Source organism: Saccharopolyspora sp. ID03-671 (assembly GCF_045278815.1).
In the GTDB taxonomy this organism is placed as follows: Bacteria; Actinomycetota; Actinomycetes; order Mycobacteriales; family Pseudonocardiaceae; genus Saccharopolyspora; species Saccharopolyspora ipomoeae.
Genome location: NZ_CP134054.1, coordinates 6,134,239 through 6,149,493, shown reverse-complemented (window position 1 = coordinate 6,149,493; position 15,255 = coordinate 6,134,239). Strand labels below are relative to the sequence as shown.

Genomic DNA, 15,255 nt, shown 5'->3' with positions numbered 1-15,255 from the left:
AGCGCTTCCGATCGACCCCGCGCGGAGCGGTCCCGGAAGACCCCGGCGGCGGGGCGATCGTCGATCGACTCTGCCATTTCGCTGACGCAATGTCTAGTGAGTGGGCGGTAGGGTCGGCCCGGTGACGACCCTCCGGCAGCAGCAGAAGCAGCGAACCCGCGGCGCCCTGCTGACCGCCGCCCGACGGCTGTTCGTCGAGCGCGGCTACGCGGCGGTCACCGTCGACGACATCACCACCGAGGTCGGTTGCAGCCGCGCGACGTTCTACCTGCACTTCAGCGGGAAGCCGGACGTGCTGCGGCGGATCGGCGCCGAAACGGTGCAGCAGCGCGCGGTCTCGGTCTACGCCGACCTGGACGAGGTGCTGGCCACCGGCTCGCGCGCCGAGTTCGCCGAGTGGCTGCGCCGCGCGGTGGCCTGGTTCGAGCGCAACCGGGACATCCTGCCGGTGTGGGACGAGGCGGTGGCCCTGGAACCCTCGTTCCGGCCGATCGCGACCGAGGCGGTCGCGGAGCTGCCGGCGGCGATGCCGCGCTACCTCGAGCGGTGGGGCGAGGCCCGCTCCGAGGAGGCGCGGCTGCGGGTCGGACTCCTGGTGACCCAGCTGGAGCGGTTCTTCACCCGCTGGGCCGTGCAGGGCACGTTGGACACCGGTGACACCGATCCCGCGGTGACGTTGACCGACATCTGGTACCCGGCGTTGCTACCACCCGAGCACCACCACTCGACCGAGGTCGACTGAAAAGTATTTCACATCAATTCGTTTCGCAGAGTGATCGCCTGGACCACCCCATCCGGCGATGCCCATTCGCTCGCATTTTCGAATGGAGTTGGGCATCATTTAGTACATGAGTTCGAAGGCGAAGAACCCCAGGTCCGCACCCCGCCGAACGTCCACAGTGGGCGGATCGAGCACGCCGGTGATCACGACGAAGACCGCACCGCACCAGGAATCGACGATCCGCCTGTCGCTCTCGCGCGGCCCACCGCCGCTGATCGCATGACACCGCACCGACCTCCGGGCCGGTTGACCCAACATGCCCGCGTGGCTTGCTGTTTGACAACTGCAGAGTGGGAAAGCGGGACCGGAGGCCCTCTGCGGTCGCCGCGCGGATCCACCGGGTCCGCGCGGCGACCGCCGGGTCCGACGGCGAGGTGCTCAGAACCGAAGGCGGCCCCCGCCACGTGTTCACAACGACCCGACCGCTCAACGGAAGAGCCCCCATGCCGATCCCCGCCCCCGACTTCGACCAGATCTTCGTCGACGGTTCCCGCCACGCGCTGTCCGACGGCGACGGCGCCACCGTCCGGTTGCACCAGGAGACCTCGCTGTGGATGCCCTCGGGCAAGGTCTGCGCCGGTGAGCCGTTCATGTTCGGCTCGGCCGAGGACGGGGCGTTCGTCCAGGACGTCCCGCCCGGCACCTACCCGGTGGTGCTGGCCGAGGCCCGGTTCGGCGAGGCCGACCAGCCGAGCTGGTACCAGGCGGTGGCCGCGATCAAGATCCAGGTCCGCGACGAACCGACCGCGTCCTGGGAGATGGCCGTGGTCGCCGGGCAGGACCCGACGACGCTGGACGGCGACTCGTTCTTCGGCTACCCCGTCGACGGCGGCACCGGCGGTTTCGTCGACGCGGGCAACCTCGCGCACTGCGACGACGAGGAGTACATCGACCGCGTCCTGGAATGCCTGGAGGAACGCGACTTCACCGGCGTCGGCAAGCTCACCGACGACGAGGACCGCACGATCGTCGTCGTGTGCTCCTCCGGCGGAGGCGACGGGCACTACCCGACCTGGGTCGGCCGCAACGCCGACGGTGAGATCACCTGCTTCGTCACGGACTTCTTCATCCTCACCGACGACGGCGACGAGGACGACGCGCCCGACGACGGCGGCACCGGTCCGGACGAGACCGCGCACTGCGCGCTGAACGGCCCGGCGTTGAACAATGCGGCGCTGAACGGTTCGGTTCTGGGCGACTACGCACTGGCCGACTTCGCCACCGGTCACGAGATGCGCCTCGGGCAGACGCTGCGCCGCGAGTCCCTCACCTCGCCGAACGGCCGCTTCTCGCTGGTGCACCAGGACGACGGCAACGTCGTGCTCTACGACAACGAGTCGCTGCGCGCGTGGTGGGCCTCGGACACCTGCGGCGCCGACACCGCGTTCTGCGCGCTGCGCGAGACCGACGGGCTCACCCTGTTCTCCCCGCAGGGCAGGCGGATCTGGCGCAGCGGGGCGACCCGACCGGCAGCCGCGCTCGCGGTGCGCGACGACGGCGACGTCGTCATCACCGACGTCGACGGCGAGACCGTCTGGTCCACCGGGAGCGCCTCGGTCGTGCCCTCGGGCCCGGCCGCGATCGGTGACCGGATGCTGCCCGGCCAGACCCTCGGCCGCCAGTCGCTGACCTCGGCGTCCGGTCGTCACACGCTGACCCACCAGGACGACGGGAACCTGGTGCTCTACAGCAACGAGGGCCGCGGCGCGCTCTGGGCGTCCGACACCCAGTTCCGCGGGACCGGCCGTTGCAAGCTGCTGGACAGCGGCGACCTCGTCCTCTACGACCGGCGCGGCCGGATCGTGTGGTCCACCGGAACCGAGGGCAACCCGGGCGCCGCGCTCACGGTCGGCGACGACGGTGTCGAGCTGCGCAACGCCGACGACGTCGTGGTCTGGAGCGTTCACACCGCACCGGGGACGGAGTTCACCTCGGCCATCGCCGCGACGGCGGCGACACCGGTTCAGCCCCTCCAGCCGTTGTCGTCGTCGCTTGCCACCGAGATGACCGCGGCGGTTCCGGCGGTGCCGACGGGTGAGGCCGTTCCGGCCGAGCGAGCCCGGAACTGACCGGACGCTCCCGCGATTCCGCCGGTGATCAGCTCCCCGCCGTCACGGCCTGGGGCTTCCCGTCCTCCTCGTCGCCGACCTTGTCCTCCCCGCGGCGTCGGAAGAACTGGAAGCCGGGGATGCCGGCGATCGCCCGGCGGACGTCGTAGGTGACCTCCAGGAGTTCGTGGATCTCCGGGCCGACCCTGTCGAGCGTGCGCAGGATCGGCAGGATGTCGGACAGGACGTGCTCGGTGAGCTGCGGGAGCTCGTCGACCAGGCGGATCGCCGCGTCGACCTCGGAGTCGGAGAGCTCGTCGACGAACCGGTCCAGCAGCGGCGCGGCCTTCTTCGCCGTCGGCGCGTAGACCGCGAGCAGCTCGTCGGCGTCGGCGGAGGTGCGCCGCGCCTGGTCCACGGTCTTGGCCGCGTCGTCGCACACCCCGCTCGCGCGCCCGACCACCGCTTCGGCCATCGACGAGACGCGACCGGCGTCGGAGACGATCGGCGCCGCCGCGACGGCCACCGCCCGGGCGTCCTGGATCGTGTCCTGAGCGTCCGCGACGGTGCCGTTGGCGCGCTGCACCAGGTCCTCGACCTGGTCGACGACCGCGGAGATGCGGCCGACGAGCTGCTCCGCCTCACCGAGGAGCCCGAGGACGCGGGTCGGAGCGGTGGCCACGGCGGTGGCCGATTGGGTCGCCCAGCTCACGGTGGACTTCGCGAGTCCGAGGACGTCAGAGGGCGCGGGTACGCGGAACACCATGCCCTTCACTGTGCACACCGATTGATCGAATCGCCACCACATCACGGCGCGTCGCCGGTCAGCGCGGAACCGGGCCCGCCGGACGCGCCGAGGTCGAGCCCGGCGTTGATGCCTACTCGACGCGGGCTCGGTCGCTGTTCCCGTCCGACAGGAACGACGCCAGCGCACCACCCCGTTCGAGCACCTCGGTCCGGTCGCGGCGGGAGAGCCGGTGCAACGGCGCGATGCTCACCGTCCCGTCCGCGCACCGCCAGGTTCCGGCGACGCGCCCGTCCACCAGGACGACGCGCTCGCCGGCCACCGACAACCCGCGGTGCTCGTCGTCGATGACGCGGCTGCGGTCGTGGTACCCGAGGACCGCGTTGTCGAAGGCCGGCAGGAACCGCACGGGCGCGGGCACGTCCGGGTCCGGACGCGGCGCGTCGGGCAGGTCCAGCAGCTCGCGACCGCGCTCGTCCCGGAACGACACGAGTTCCTCGCGCACCGCCTTGACGGCACCGGGCAGGCCCGCCAGACCCGACCAGGCGCGGATGTCGGCGGTGGCGGCGGGGCCGAACGCCGCGAGGTAGCGACGCACGAGTTCCCGCCCGGCCTCGTCACCCGGGGACTCCGGCTCGACCTCGTGGCCCAGCCAGGTCGAGATCGGCAGGTAGCGCGCCGCTCCACCGGTCCGCCACAGTCCGCGCGGGGGCAGCTGGGCCACCGGGATCAACGCTCCGACCAGCGTCTCCCCCAGAGCGCGAGAGCTGGTTCCGGGCCAGCGCGAGGCCACCGCCCGGCCCAGGTCGGCCATCGACTGCGGCTCGCCTCCGGCCAGCACCTCCCGGCCCGCCGACGCGAGCTCGTCGAGGTCTACCCCCGCCAGCTCGCGGCGGTAGACCCCGAGGACCCGCTGCAGCAGCATCGCCTCGTGGCGCGTTCGCCAGGCCAGCACGTCCTGGGCGGTCAGCAGGTGGATGGTGCGGCGCATCAGGTGCGTCCGCACCACCCGCCTCTCGGTCAGCAGCTCCGAGAGCTCCGCCGGGTCGAAGGCGCGCAGCCGGGACCAGAGGCCGACGAAGGGCTCCTGCGGTTCCTGCGCCTGCAGGCCGCACAGGTGTGCGACGGCGTCGTGCGGCGCGAGTTCGGCGGGTTCGAGCAGCAGTTGCCGGGCCAGGCTCGCGCGGTTGAGCGCCCGGTCGTCGAGAACCACCACGCGCTCAGGTGGTGGTCCGGCCGTCGATCGACTCGCGGATGATGTCCGCGTGCCCCGCGTGCTGGGCGGTCTCGGAGATCACGTGCAGCAGCACCCGCCGAGCGCTGAGCACCGTGCCGGGCTCGTTCCAGGGCGCTTCCGGCACCGCGTGCTCGATCAGCAGGTCGGGCAGCGCGGTGACGACCTCCTCGGTGCGGGCGGCCACCTGCTCGTAGCGCTCCGCGATCCCGTCGAGGGTGTCGCCGGGAAGCATCTGGAAGTCGTTGAGCCGATCGGTCATCCACTGCGGGTACTCCCGCGCGGTGCCGGCCTCGATGTCGGCCCAGGTGACGCCGTCGGGCAGGGAGAAGGACATGGCGGACTGGCCTTCCAGCACGAACCGCATCCACGCCTCCTCGGTGCTGGCGACGTGCTTGACGATGCCGCCCAGGCACAACCCGCTGCGGGTCGGGCGTTCGCCCAGCTGTTCGTCGGTGAGGCCGCGCACGGTGGTGAGCACCTGTTCGCGCGCGGTGGCCAGCTCGGCGAGCAGATCGCGCTTTTCGATTTCGAGGGCTTTCTCAGCAGTGGTCATAACGGAAGGATGGCACCGGTAGCGGTCAGGATGTGTCCGCTACCGGGTGCACGATGGGGTTCATGCCGACCACTTCAGCCCGGCTTCTCGCGCTGCTGTCCCTGCTCCAGGCACGACGGGACTGGCCCGGTTCGCTGCTGGCCGAACGCCTGGAGGTCAGCGATCGCACGGTGCGCCGGGACATCGACCGGTTGCGCGAGCTGGGCTATCCGATCTCGACGGTCAAGGGCCCCGACGGCGGGTACCGCCTGGAGGCGGGCAGCAACCTGCCGCCGCTGCTGTTCGACGACGAGCAGGCGGTCGCGCTGGCCATCGCGCTGCGCATCGCGACCACCGCGGGTGCGGGCATCGAGGAGGCCGCGACCCGCGCGCTGACCACGGTGCGCCAGGTGATGCCGTCCCGGCTGCGGCACCGGATCGACTCGCTGCAGGTGACCGCTGTGGAGCGCAGCACGGCGCACCGGGTCGACAGCGAGGTGCTGATGGCGCTCAGCGGCGCGGTGCACGCGCGCGAGGAACTGCGCTTCGACTACAGCGGCTCCGACGCTCCACGCCGGACGCACCCGCACCACCTGATCACCTGGGGCGGGCGCTGGTACCTGGTCGCCTGGGACCTCGACCGCGACGACTGGCGGATCTTCCGCGCCGATCGCATCACGCCGCGCACCCCGACCGGACCGCGCTTCGGTCCGCGATCACTCCCGGGCGGGGACGTGACGGCGTTCGTCCGCGGTCGATTCCAGGGCGCCGAAACCTGGCCGTGCCAAGGAACTGTCGTCCTCGACCTGCCTGCGGCCACGGTGTCGCGCTACACCTACGACGGCGTCGTCGAGGAGCTGGCGCAGAACCGGTGCCGACTCACCCTGGGCTCGTGGTCCTGGCGTTCGCTGGCCGCCGAGCTCGGCAAGTACGACGCGGACGTGGAGGTGATCGGCCCCGCAGAGCTCAGGACCGCCTGCGCGCAACTCGCCGAGCGCTACGCGAAAGCCGCGTCAGATGAACCGAACACGCGATGAGTGACGCTCTTTCACCCAGCGGACCGCGTCACCTTGCTTCCGCTGGGGAGGCGCACGGCGGACTTGCCCGCCGCTGCTCCGAACCGGCAGGCCATCAGGAAGTAGACGGCCAGGATCTTCGGTCGCGTCGTCACGATGTCCGAACTCCTTCGGGGAGGCGAGATTTCATGCTCGGTGATATCGCATGATCACGGAACCGCCGTCCGCGCCGCGGCACTTCGGCGCGGCTTGACCCGGACGAGGGAGCGACGTTGACCAATTCGGACCGACGCGCGCCGACCGGACGCCGGGAGGCGCGTCCTCAGGGTTCGATGAGTCCGGCCCGGATCGCGTAGCGGGTGAGCTCCAACCGGTCCTTCATGCCCAGCTTCGCCATGAGGTTGGAGCGGTGGCGCTCGACGGTCTTGATGCTGATGACGAGCAGATCGGCGATCTCCTTCGAGGAGTGCCCTTCGGCGACCAGCTTCAGGATCTCCTCCTCCCGATCGGTGATGGCCCGGTCCGGGACCGCCTCGCCCTGCCCCGCGCGGTCGAGGTAGTTGCGGATCAGCGCGGTCACGGCGCCCGGGTACAGGAACGGCTCGCCGCGCATCGCCGCGCGGCAGGCCTCCACAGGTCGCGGTCGGCGACGGACTTCAGCACGTACCCGGAGGCGCCGGACTTGAGCGCCTCGAACAGGTACTGCTCGTTGTCGTACATCGTCAGGATCAGCACCCGCAGGTCCGGTTGCAGCCGGATCAACTGGCGTGCCGCCTGCAGCCCGGTCAGCCGCGGCATCGCGATGTCGAGGATCGCCAGGTCCGGGTGCCGGGTCCGGGCGAGCTCGACCGCCTCGGCCCCGTCGCCGGCCTCGGCGACGACGGTGAGGTCGGGTTCGTTGTCGAGGATGAGCCGGACCCCGCGCCGGACCAGCACGTGGTCGTCGGCGAGCAGGATCCGCGTGGGGTCGGTCATCGCCCGCCCCCGTCCTGGATCGGCACGTCGAGCCGCACTTCCGTTCCGCCCTCCGGACCGGGCTCGACCGCGAGCAGCGCGCCGGCGAGCAGCGCGCGCTCCCGCATTCCGCGGATGCCCGCGCCCTCCGGGGCGTCACCGATGCCCACCCCGTCGTCGCGCACCCGCAGTCGCACGACGGACTGACCGACGCGGACGCTCAGGTCGATGCGGGTGGCCGCGGCGTGCCGGACGGCGTTGGTGATGCTCTCCTGCGCCACCCGGTAGATGACGAGCTCGACCTCCTCGCCGAGCTCGGGCAGCTCGCCGTCGATCCGGCAGCGCGCCACACCGCCGCCGACCTCGCCTGCCAGCGACTTGAGCGCGCTGGCCAGGCCCAGCTCCTCCAGCACCCCGGGGCGCAGCCGCCGGGCGATGCGGCGGATCTCGTCGAGGCTGTCGCGGGTGGTCTCCTGCACCTGGTGCAGAGCGGTGGCCACGGCCTCCGGCGCGTCGTCGGACACCCTCCGCATCTCCAGCAGCACCGCGGTCAGGCTCTGCCCGACCTCGTCGTGGAGCTCGCGGGCGATGCGCCGCCGTTCGGCCTCCTGCGCCGACAGGGCCCGGGCGTTGCTGGTGGCGCGCTCGATCTCCAGCCGGTCGAGCATCGCGTTGAACGCCTTGATCAGGTCCGCGATCCCGCCGTGCCCGGACACCGGCGGGCGCGAACCCGGCCGCAGCAGGTCGATGGTGGTCATCGCGCGGGTCAGCCGCCGCAGCGGCAGGAACCCGATGCGCAGGAGCAGCGCGTTGGCCACGAGCATCGCGGCCAACCCGGCGACCAGGATCAGGCCCTCGGCGGGCAGCACGGGCGTGGACACCGTGGCCGGGCTGAGCACCAGCAGCGCAGTCGCAGCGGTGAACACTGCGGCGTTGAGCAGGAACACCCGCCAGAACAAGGACACGTCCGCACCTCCCGAATCCCCTCATTCGACCACCGGGCGCAGTTCGAACACCCATACGGGTGGGTGGGCGCGCGGAATGGGTGTCAACCCCGATGGAGAAATCCGCCTGCGTGGGTGAGGCTGGGCCCGGTAACTGCGGCAGAGGAAGAGCAACAAGCGTGACAACAGCCGGATCCGGCGGGCCCAAGAGCAGCCGGAAGATCAGCTGGGATCTGGTTCGGGCCGGCTGCGTGATGCTGGTGATGCTGTACCACTCCACCAGCCTGAGCGTCTTCCTCCACCCCGAGCTGGAACCGCGCGCCTTCGAGTTCCCCTACCAGGTCGGCGCCAGCATGCTGCTGGTCGTCTCCGCCTACTTCGCCTGCGTGACGATCGGCCGCGGCACGATGCTGCGCTACTGGTGGGGCCGGATCGCCCGGCTGCTGCCCTCGTTCCTGGCGGCGGTGGTGATCAGCTACTTCGTGCTGCGGGCGTTCCCGATCGAGGGCTGGTTCTTCCCGCTGCCCGAGGACCTGCGGGCGAACCTGCTGATGCTGTGGCACTGGAAACCGCAGTACTACCCGTTCATCGACGGCTCGCACTGGACGGTTCCGCTGCAGCTGATGGGCTTCACCGCCGCAGCGCTGCTCTACAAGAGCAGCTGGGGTCACGGCAGGCGAATGCTGATCATCATGTGGGTCGCGGTGGTCCTGCCGCTGCTGCAGTGGCCGATCCGCATCAACGACCCGGTCGAGAGCTACCGAGTGGTGGTCGACGGCATCGGCATGCACCGCTGGCACCTCTTCGTCGCCGGTGTGGCGATCTGGATGTGGTCGGTCAAGCGCCTGAGCACACCGCACTTCGCGACCCTGCTGGGGCTGTGCATGGTGGCCCAGGAGGTGCACAACTACACGCGCACCCCCGAGGGGCTGCTCGCCGACACCGGGTCCTCGGTCGCGGTCGCCATCGGCATGTGCCTGATCGCGCTGGTCGCGCGCTCCCCGGACATGCCGATGCCGCCGCTGGCGCGCCGCGCGGTGAGCTGGTTCGCCGGCATCTCGTACGGCACGTTCCTGATGCACCAGGCCATCGGCTACATCGTGCTGCGCAAGCTGCAGGACGTGGGCGTGGACACCATCACGCAGACGGTGGCGATGCTGGCCACCGGCACCCTGCTGGGCTGGGCGCTCACCCGTGCGGTGGAGACGCCCGCGCACAAGCTGCTGATGCGGCCCTTCACCCAGCGCGGTCCGGCTCACACCCGGGAAACAAATCCCAGCGGCCGGCGTTGAACCCACTGTGAAAAAGATCGGGTTCCTGTCCTTCGGGCACTGGTCGGACTCGCCGCACTCGCAGACGCGGACGGCCTCCGACGCCCTGCACCAGGCCATCGACCTGTCGGTGGCCGCCGAAGAGCTCGGCGCCGACGGCGCCTACTTCCGCGTGCACCACTTCGCGCGGCAGTACGGCTCGCCGTTCCCGCTGCTGGCGGCGATCGGGGCGCGGACCAGCCGGATCGAGATCGGCACCGGCGTGATCGACATGCGCTACGAGAACCCGCTCTACATGGCCGAGGACGCGGGGTCGGCGGACCTCATCTCCGACGGCAGGCTGCAGCTGGGGATCAGCCGTGGATCGCCGGAGCAGGTCGTCGACGGCTGGCGCTACTTCGGCTACCAGCCCCCGGAGGGCCAATCCGACGCCGACATGGCGCGCACCCACACCGAGGTGCTCATGGAGGTCCTCAAGGGAGGCGGATTCGCCCAGCCCAACCCGCGGCCGATGTTCCCGAACCCGCCCGGTCTGCTGCGCGTCGAGCCGCACTCGCCGGGCCTGCGCGACCGCATCTGGTGGGGGTCTGGTTCCAACGCCACGGCGCGGTGGGCGGCCAAGCTCGGGATGAACCTGCAGAGCTCGACCCTCAAGGACGACGAGAGCGGTGAGCCGCTGCACGTCCAGCAGCGCAAGCAGATCGAGGCGTACCGGGAGGCCTGGCGCGCCGAGGGGCACGCGCGCGAACCGCGCGTGTCGGTCAGCCGCAGCATCTTCGCCATCGTCAACGACCTCGACGACATGTACTTCGGGGACGAGGACAACACCGAGGACAAGATCGGCAACATCGACGCCCACACCCGGGCCGTCTTCGGCCGGTCCTACGCGGCCGAGCCGGACGTCCTGGTCAAGCAGCTGGCCGAGGACGAGGCGATCGCCGCGGCCGACACCCTGCTGCTCACCGTCCCCAACCAGCTGGGCGTGGACTACAACGCCCACGTCATCGACAGCATCCTCCGCCACGTGGCCCCGGAGCTCGGCTGGCGCTGATCCGCCGAGCGCCCCGGCCTCGCGGCCGGTGAGCCGGAACTGGCTGAGCCAGTCGACCAGTTCGGTATTGACTTCGCCGCGCGATTCACGGAAAGTGGCTGAGCCAGTGAGCCACTGTGCCGCGCGCCACACCCCCTTGTGGCGCGCGGGCCCGCGCAGGCAAGGAGGCAAAGGTGCCGCCCGAAGTCATCTCGATCCTGGTGCTGGTCGCCGCGTTCGTCATCGCCACCACGCTGTCGGTGAACATGGGCGTGCTGTGCTTCGCAGCCGCGTTCCTGGTCGCCACGGTGTTCGGCGGGCTGTCCGAAGACGACATCTTCGACGGCTTCCCCGGGGACCTGTTCGTGGTCCTGGTGGGCGTGACGTTCCTGTTCGCGATAGCCCGGGCCAACGGCACGACCGACTGGGTCGTGCAACGCGCGGTCCGCCTGGTCGGAGGCCGGATCGCCCTGATCCCGTGGGTGATGTTCGGCATCGGCGCCGTGCTCACCGCGATCGGCGCGGTCAGCCCGGCCGCGGTGGCGATCGTGGCGCCGATCGCGCTGAACCTCGCCGCCCGCTACAAGATCAACCCGCTGCTGATGGGCGCGATGGTCGTGCACGGCACGCAGGCCGGCGGGTTCTCCCCGATCAGCATCTACGGCAGCATCGTCAACGAGGTCGTGGCCAACAGCGGCCTGCCGGGCAGTCCGGTCGTGCTGTTCCTGGGCAGCTTCGCCGCCAACGCGGTGATCGCGGGCGTGGTGTTCGTGGTCTTCGGCGGGTTGCGGCTGCGCCGCGCCACCGAAGCCCGGCAGCTCATCGCCACCGGGTCGGGCGGCACCGGCGCGGACCCCTCCGACGACGACCGGGTCGAGGAGCTCAAGCTCAACCGGGACCGGCTGCTGACGCTGACCGGCCTGGGCGTCCTGGTGGTCACCACGCTCGGCTTCGGCCTCGACGTCGGTCTGATGGCGATGAGCATCGCGGTTGTGCTCAGCGTGCTCTCGCCGAAGATGGGCAAGGCCGCGCCGAGCGAGGTCGCCTGGCCGACCGTGTTGCTGATCTGCGGTGTGCTCACCTACGTCGGCGTGCTGGAGAAGATGGGCACGATCGACTACGTCGGTCATTCCGTGGCAGGCATCGGCGTTCCGCTGCTGGCGGCGCTGCTGCTGTGCTACATCGGCGCGATCGTGTCGGCGTTCGCCTCCTCGGTGGGCATCATGGGCGCCCTCATCCCGCTGGCGGTGCCGTTCCTGCAGACCGGCAGCGTCGGGCCGATCGGGATGATCACGGCATTCGCGGTGGCGGCCACCGTGGTCGACGTGAGCCCCTTCTCCACCAACGGCGCGATCGTCCTGGCCAACGCCAAGGACGTGGACAAGGACGCCTTCTTCCGGCAACTGCTCGTCTACGGCGGGGTCATCGTGGCGGCGGCGCCGCTGGTGCTCTGGATCCTGCTGGTGCTGCCCAACTTCGGGTGAGCGCAGCGCAACGGGGTGCGTCGCTCGACGGCGACGCACCCCGTTCGCGACCTCAGACCAGGTCGCCGTCCTGGACGACGTGGCGGATGCGCTTCGGGTCGGCCAGCGCGGAGATGTCGCCCAGCGGGTCGCCGTCGCAGACCACGAGGTCGGCGCGCGCTCCCTCCCGGAGGGTGCCGATCTCGCCGCTCATGCCGAGCAGTTCGGCGGCGGTGCTGGTCGCCGAGCGGATCACCTCCAGCGGTTCCTGGACCTCGCTGCGGATCCGGAACTCCTCGTTCTGGTGTCGGTGCATCCCGCCGAGCAGGTCGGTGCCGTAGACGATCTTCACGCCGCCCCGGTGGGCCGTCTCCAGCGCGGCGAGCCCGGCCCCGAGCACCTCGTCGACCTTGCGCCAGCTGTCCTCGGGCAGCCCGTACTCGCGCCCCTCGGACTTGAGAGCCCAGTAGGTCACCAGCGTCGGCACCAGGAACGCGTCGTGCTCGACGAACTCGGCCACGTTGGACTCGTCGATGAGGTTGCCGTGCTCGATGGAGCGGATCCCGGCGCGCAGCGACCGGCTGACCGAGCGGGCCGTGTAGGCGTGCGCGGCCACGTAGCGGTTGGCGGCCTCGGCTTCCTGCACGATGGCCTGCAGTTCGTCCATCGAGTACTGGGTGGAGTCGATCCGGTCGGTCGGCGAGGCGACCCCTCCCCCGGCCATCACCTTGATGTGGTGGGCGCCCTTGCGGAGCTCGTCGCGGGCGGCGGCGCGCACCGCGTCGACGCCGTCGGCGATGCGGCCGAGCCCGGCGCAGCACTGGTGCCCGTCGTGCAGGCGGGTGCCGCGCGGGCGGCTGTCGCCGTGCCCCCCGGTCTGGCTCAACGCCTTGCCGCAGAAGGCGAGTCGCGGCCCGCGGAGGAGCCCTTCGGCCTGGGCGTCGGCGAGCCCGAAGTCGGCACCGGAGGCGTCGCGCACCGTGGTGAACCCGCGGTCGAGCATCCCGCTCATGATCCGCGCGGAGTGCGCCGTCGCGTAGGACGGCGACCAGGTGGTGAGCGCCCCGAGGTCGGCGGTGGCGGCGGTGACGTGCACGTGGGCGTCGATCAGGCCGGGCAGCACGGTGGCCCCGCCGAGCTCGACGACGCGCGCGCCGTCCGGCGCCTGGAGACCGGGGCCCTTCTCGACGATGCGGCCGTCGGCGCACAGCACGTCGCCTTCGGCGTACTCACCGGTCTCGACGTCGAGCAGCGCGCCGGAGCGCAGCAGCAGGATGGTCACGGGGTCGATTCCTCCTCGGGTTCGTCGATGCGGTGCACGAGTTCGCTCAGCGCGGGCACGGCCAGCGAAGCGAGCTCTTCCACGCGCGTCACCTGGGACCGCTGGTAGGCGCCGGGCGCGTCGAGCAGGTTGAGCACGCCGAGCGCGCCGGACGGCCCCACCACCGGGGCGTTGATCACCGAGCCGCAGCCGAGTTCGGCGATGAGCCGGTGATCGGCGAAGACCTCCCGCACCGAGGCCTCGTCCGGGCCGAAGTAGGGCTCTCGCGCGACGATGCAGCGCTCCAGCCAGTCGGCGGCGACCTCGACGCTCTTCTCGCCGCCGACCGGGTACTGCTCGGGGTGGCTGCTGTGCGCGCGGTGCAGCACGCGGCGACCGGGCAGCCAGGCCAGCACCGTGAACAACCGGGCCCCGACGTCCCGCCGGACGCGTTCTTCCACTTCGGACAGCCTCATCGGGTCACCGCCTCCGCTCCGCCGGTCTCGGTGAGGTCCTCCAGCGACCGGCCCGCGGTGGAGAGCCCGAACAGCAGGGTGCACACCACGCCGACCGCGAGCACGGCGGTGGTCAGGCCGAACACGCCCGCGAAGCCCAGCGAGGCGGCCGACAGGCCGATCACCGAGGGCGCGATGATGCTGCCGACCCGCCCGAACGCGCTGGACAGCCCCGTTCCCGAGGCCCGGATCCAGGTCGGGAACACCTCCGGGGTGTAGGAGTAGACGGCCGCGTAGGTGCCGTTGAGGAAGAACGACAGCACCGCCGCCGAGGTCGTGATCAGCACCGGATCGGTCATCTGGCTCATCCAGAACGCGCTGGCGGCGGCTCCGGCGAGGTAGAGCGCGATGGTGTTCTTGCGGTCCAGGTACTCGCCGAGCCACGCCGCCGAGAAGTACCCGGGCACCTGCGCCAGGTAGATGATGATCGAGAACTCGAAGCTCTTGGTGACCGTGATGCCCTGCTGCACCAGCAACGTCGGGATCCAGGTGAAGAACCCGTAGTAGGAGAAGGTGATCACGAACCAGATCAGCCAGGTGATCGCGGTGCGCCGCGCCATCGAGCCGCTCCACAGGTACTTCAGCGCGGACAGCAGCCCGATCTTGCGGGTCTCGGCCGGCTTCTCGACGGCGGCCTCCGGGATCGGCGGCAGTTCGGCGCGGGTGGCCGCCCGGACCTTCGCCTCCAGGCCGACCACGATCTCCTCGGCTTCGGCCGCGCGTCCGTTGGCCAGCAGGTAGCGGGGTGATTCGGGCAGCGAGCGGCGCCACCACAGCAGCAGCACGATCGGCAGCGCGGTGATCACCTGAGCCCAGCGCCAGCCCTCGGGCACCGGTTGCACGACGAAGCGGCCGAGCAGCGCGGCGGCCACGAAGCCGAAGGAGAAGAACCCGGCCAGGGCACCGACGAACCAGCCGCGTCGGGCGGCGGGCACGAACTCGGACAGGAAGGGCGCGATGATCGCGCTCTCGGCCCCGGCGCCGAACCCGGCGAGCACGCGGGCGCCGAGGAAGATCTCGTAGTTCGGCGAGAGCGCCCCGACCACTGAGAACAGGGCGTAGACCGCCAGGGCCCACATCATGACCTTCTTGCGACCGATGCGGTCGCCGAGCAGTCCGGCGCAGGTGGCACCGAACAGGAAGCCGAAGGGCGTCGCGGAGCCGATCAGGCCGAGCTGCGCGTTCGTCAGCCCCCATTCGTCCTGGACGCTCGGCAGCAGGAAGGCGACGACGGCCGAGTCCATCCCGTCGAAGGTGTAGCCGAGGCCGCCGAGCAACAGCAGCAGGTAGTGCGGCCGGCTCAGCGGGAGCCGGTCGAGTCGGGCCAGCAGGGACACGGGGTGCCTCCAATGTGTCGCAGCACCGAGCGAAAGTGCACAGCAACATATAGTGCAGTTATTGCAAACTGCAATACCTGTTGCGTTGTGAGCTCGTTAAGCTGTGCGCGACGAGAGGAGC

17 protein-coding genes are annotated in these 15,255 nt (G+C 70.8%); 6 read left to right on the top strand and 11 right to left on the bottom strand.

The window, feature by feature from the left end:
• Window positions 1-121 precede the first annotated feature (121 nt).
• Window positions 122-742 (top strand): TetR/AcrR family transcriptional regulator, encoded by a 621-nt coding sequence (locus REH65_RS28565; RefSeq protein ID WP_281453454.1) that lies wholly within the window; start codon window positions 122-124, stop codon window positions 740-742.
• Between the two features lie 99 nt (window positions 743-841).
• Here REH65_RS28565 and REH65_RS28560 read toward each other — a convergent pair whose 3' ends face one another.
• Window positions 842-1,012 (bottom strand): hypothetical protein, encoded by a 171-nt coding sequence (locus REH65_RS28560; RefSeq protein WP_406689860.1) that lies wholly within the window; start codon window positions 1,010-1,012, stop codon window positions 842-844.
• 212 nt (window positions 1,013-1,224) lie between these two features.
• Between REH65_RS28560 and REH65_RS28555 the strand changes: the two genes are divergently transcribed.
• The gene (locus tag REH65_RS28555) at window positions 1,225-2,850 is read left to right on the top strand and encodes a DUF4241 domain-containing protein (protein ID WP_406689859.1); all 1,626 of its coding nucleotides are present in this window, start codon (window positions 1,225-1,227) and stop codon (window positions 2,848-2,850) included.
• A 28-nt stretch (window positions 2,851-2,878) separates the two neighbouring features.
• On the opposite strand, the gene REH65_RS28550 is transcribed toward REH65_RS28555, so the two are convergent.
• The 3 genes from REH65_RS28550 to REH65_RS28540 form a co-directional block, all read right to left on the bottom strand.
• Window positions 2,879-3,595 carry a hypothetical protein gene (locus REH65_RS28550; protein ID WP_406689858.1) on the bottom strand — a complete coding sequence of 239 codons (717 nt, stop codon included), beginning with the start codon at window positions 3,593-3,595 and terminating at the stop codon, window positions 2,879-2,881.
• Between the two features lie 112 nt (window positions 3,596-3,707).
• Window positions 3,708-4,790, bottom strand: a complete 1,083-nt coding sequence (locus REH65_RS28545) for a winged helix DNA-binding domain-containing protein (RefSeq protein ID WP_406689857.1) — start codon at window positions 4,788-4,790, stop codon at window positions 3,708-3,710.
• A gap of 4 nt (window positions 4,791-4,794) precedes the next feature.
• Window positions 4,795-5,364, bottom strand: a complete 570-nt coding sequence (locus REH65_RS28540) for a DinB family protein (protein WP_406689856.1) — start codon at window positions 5,362-5,364, stop codon at window positions 4,795-4,797.
• Window positions 5,365-5,426: 62 nt separating this feature from the next.
• Between REH65_RS28540 and REH65_RS28535 the strand changes: the two genes are divergently transcribed.
• The gene (locus tag REH65_RS28535; protein ID WP_406689855.1) at window positions 5,427-6,380 is read left to right on the top strand and encodes a helix-turn-helix transcriptional regulator; all 954 of its coding nucleotides are present in this window, start codon (window positions 5,427-5,429) and stop codon (window positions 6,378-6,380) included.
• Window positions 6,381-6,391: 11 nt separating this feature from the next.
• On the opposite strand, the gene REH65_RS28530 is transcribed toward REH65_RS28535, so the two are convergent.
• From REH65_RS28530 to REH65_RS28515, 4 genes are all read right to left on the bottom strand, one after another.
• Complete coding sequence (locus tag REH65_RS28530) at window positions 6,392-6,514, bottom strand: hypothetical protein (RefSeq protein WP_406689854.1); 123 nt, start codon at window positions 6,512-6,514, stop codon at window positions 6,392-6,394.
• Window positions 6,515-6,681: 167 nt separating this feature from the next.
• Window positions 6,682-6,939: a response regulator transcription factor gene (locus REH65_RS28525; protein ID WP_406689853.1), complete on the bottom strand. Its 258-nt coding sequence runs from the start codon at window positions 6,937-6,939 to the stop codon at window positions 6,682-6,684.
• Window positions 6,936-7,334 carry a response regulator transcription factor gene (locus REH65_RS28520; protein ID WP_406689852.1) on the bottom strand — a complete coding sequence of 133 codons (399 nt, stop codon included), beginning with the start codon at window positions 7,332-7,334 and terminating at the stop codon, window positions 6,936-6,938. Before REH65_RS28520 ends, REH65_RS28525 begins: the two co-directional genes overlap by 4 nt.
• On the bottom strand, window positions 7,331-8,278 hold the full coding sequence (locus tag REH65_RS28515) for a HAMP domain-containing sensor histidine kinase (protein ID WP_406689851.1): 948 nt from the start codon (window positions 8,276-8,278) through the stop codon (window positions 7,331-7,333). Before REH65_RS28515 ends, REH65_RS28520 begins: the two co-directional genes overlap by 4 nt.
• Before the next feature lie 158 nt (window positions 8,279-8,436).
• On the opposite strand from REH65_RS28515, the gene REH65_RS28510 reads away from it, so the two are divergent.
• The 3 genes from REH65_RS28510 (at window position 8,437) to REH65_RS28500 (ending at window position 12,042) form a co-directional block, all read left to right on the top strand.
• Window positions 8,437-9,549, top strand: a complete 1,113-nt coding sequence (locus REH65_RS28510; RefSeq protein ID WP_406689850.1) for an acyltransferase family protein — start codon at window positions 8,437-8,439, stop codon at window positions 9,547-9,549.
• Between the two features lie 7 nt (window positions 9,550-9,556).
• Window positions 9,557-10,579 carry an LLM class flavin-dependent oxidoreductase gene (locus tag REH65_RS28505; RefSeq protein ID WP_406689849.1) on the top strand — a complete coding sequence of 341 codons (1,023 nt, stop codon included), beginning with the start codon at window positions 9,557-9,559 and terminating at the stop codon, window positions 10,577-10,579.
• 173 nt (window positions 10,580-10,752) lie between these two features.
• Complete coding sequence (locus tag REH65_RS28500; protein ID WP_406689848.1) at window positions 10,753-12,042, top strand: SLC13 family permease; 1,290 nt, start codon at window positions 10,753-10,755, stop codon at window positions 12,040-12,042.
• A 52-nt stretch (window positions 12,043-12,094) separates the two neighbouring features.
• Here REH65_RS28500 and REH65_RS28495 read toward each other — a convergent pair whose 3' ends face one another.
• Genes REH65_RS28495 through REH65_RS28485 form a run of 3 tightly spaced genes read right to left on the bottom strand, consistent with a single transcriptional unit; the run spans window position 12,095 to window position 15,134 of the window.
• Entirely contained in the window at window positions 12,095-13,303 is a 1,209-nt protein-coding gene (locus REH65_RS28495) for an amidohydrolase family protein (protein WP_406689847.1), read from the bottom strand.
• Window positions 13,300-13,758: a GAF domain-containing protein gene (locus REH65_RS28490; protein ID WP_406689846.1), complete on the bottom strand. Its 459-nt coding sequence runs from the start codon at window positions 13,756-13,758 to the stop codon at window positions 13,300-13,302. The genes REH65_RS28495 and REH65_RS28490 overlap by 4 nt, the downstream gene beginning before the upstream one ends.
• The gene (locus tag REH65_RS28485) at window positions 13,755-15,134 is read right to left on the bottom strand and encodes an MFS transporter (protein ID WP_406689845.1); all 1,380 of its coding nucleotides are present in this window, start codon (window positions 15,132-15,134) and stop codon (window positions 13,755-13,757) included. The genes REH65_RS28490 and REH65_RS28485 overlap by 4 nt, the downstream gene beginning before the upstream one ends.
• Window positions 15,135-15,255 lie beyond the last annotated feature (121 nt).

Bases quoted from the DNA above. Each gene is read 5' to 3' on its own strand.
- REH65_RS28555 (WP_406689859.1), top strand. From the start codon at position 1,225: ATGCCGATCCCCGCCCCCGACTTCGACCAGATCTTCGTCGACGGTTCC.
- REH65_RS28550 (WP_406689858.1), bottom strand. From the start codon at position 3,595: ATGGTGTTCCGCGTACCCGCGCCCTCTGACGTCCTCGGACTCGCGAAG.
- REH65_RS28540 (WP_406689856.1), bottom strand. From the start codon at position 5,364: ATGACCACTGCTGAGAAAGCCCTCGAAATCGAAAAGCGCGATCTGCTC.
- REH65_RS28535 (WP_406689855.1), top strand. From the start codon at position 5,427: ATGCCGACCACTTCAGCCCGGCTTCTCGCGCTGCTGTCCCTGCTCCAG.
- REH65_RS28520 (WP_406689852.1), bottom strand. From the start codon at position 7,334: ATGACCGACCCCACGCGGATCCTGCTCGCCGACGACCACGTGCTGGTC.
- REH65_RS28490 (WP_406689846.1), bottom strand. From the start codon at position 13,758: ATGAGGCTGTCCGAAGTGGAAGAACGCGTCCGGCGGGACGTCGGGGCC.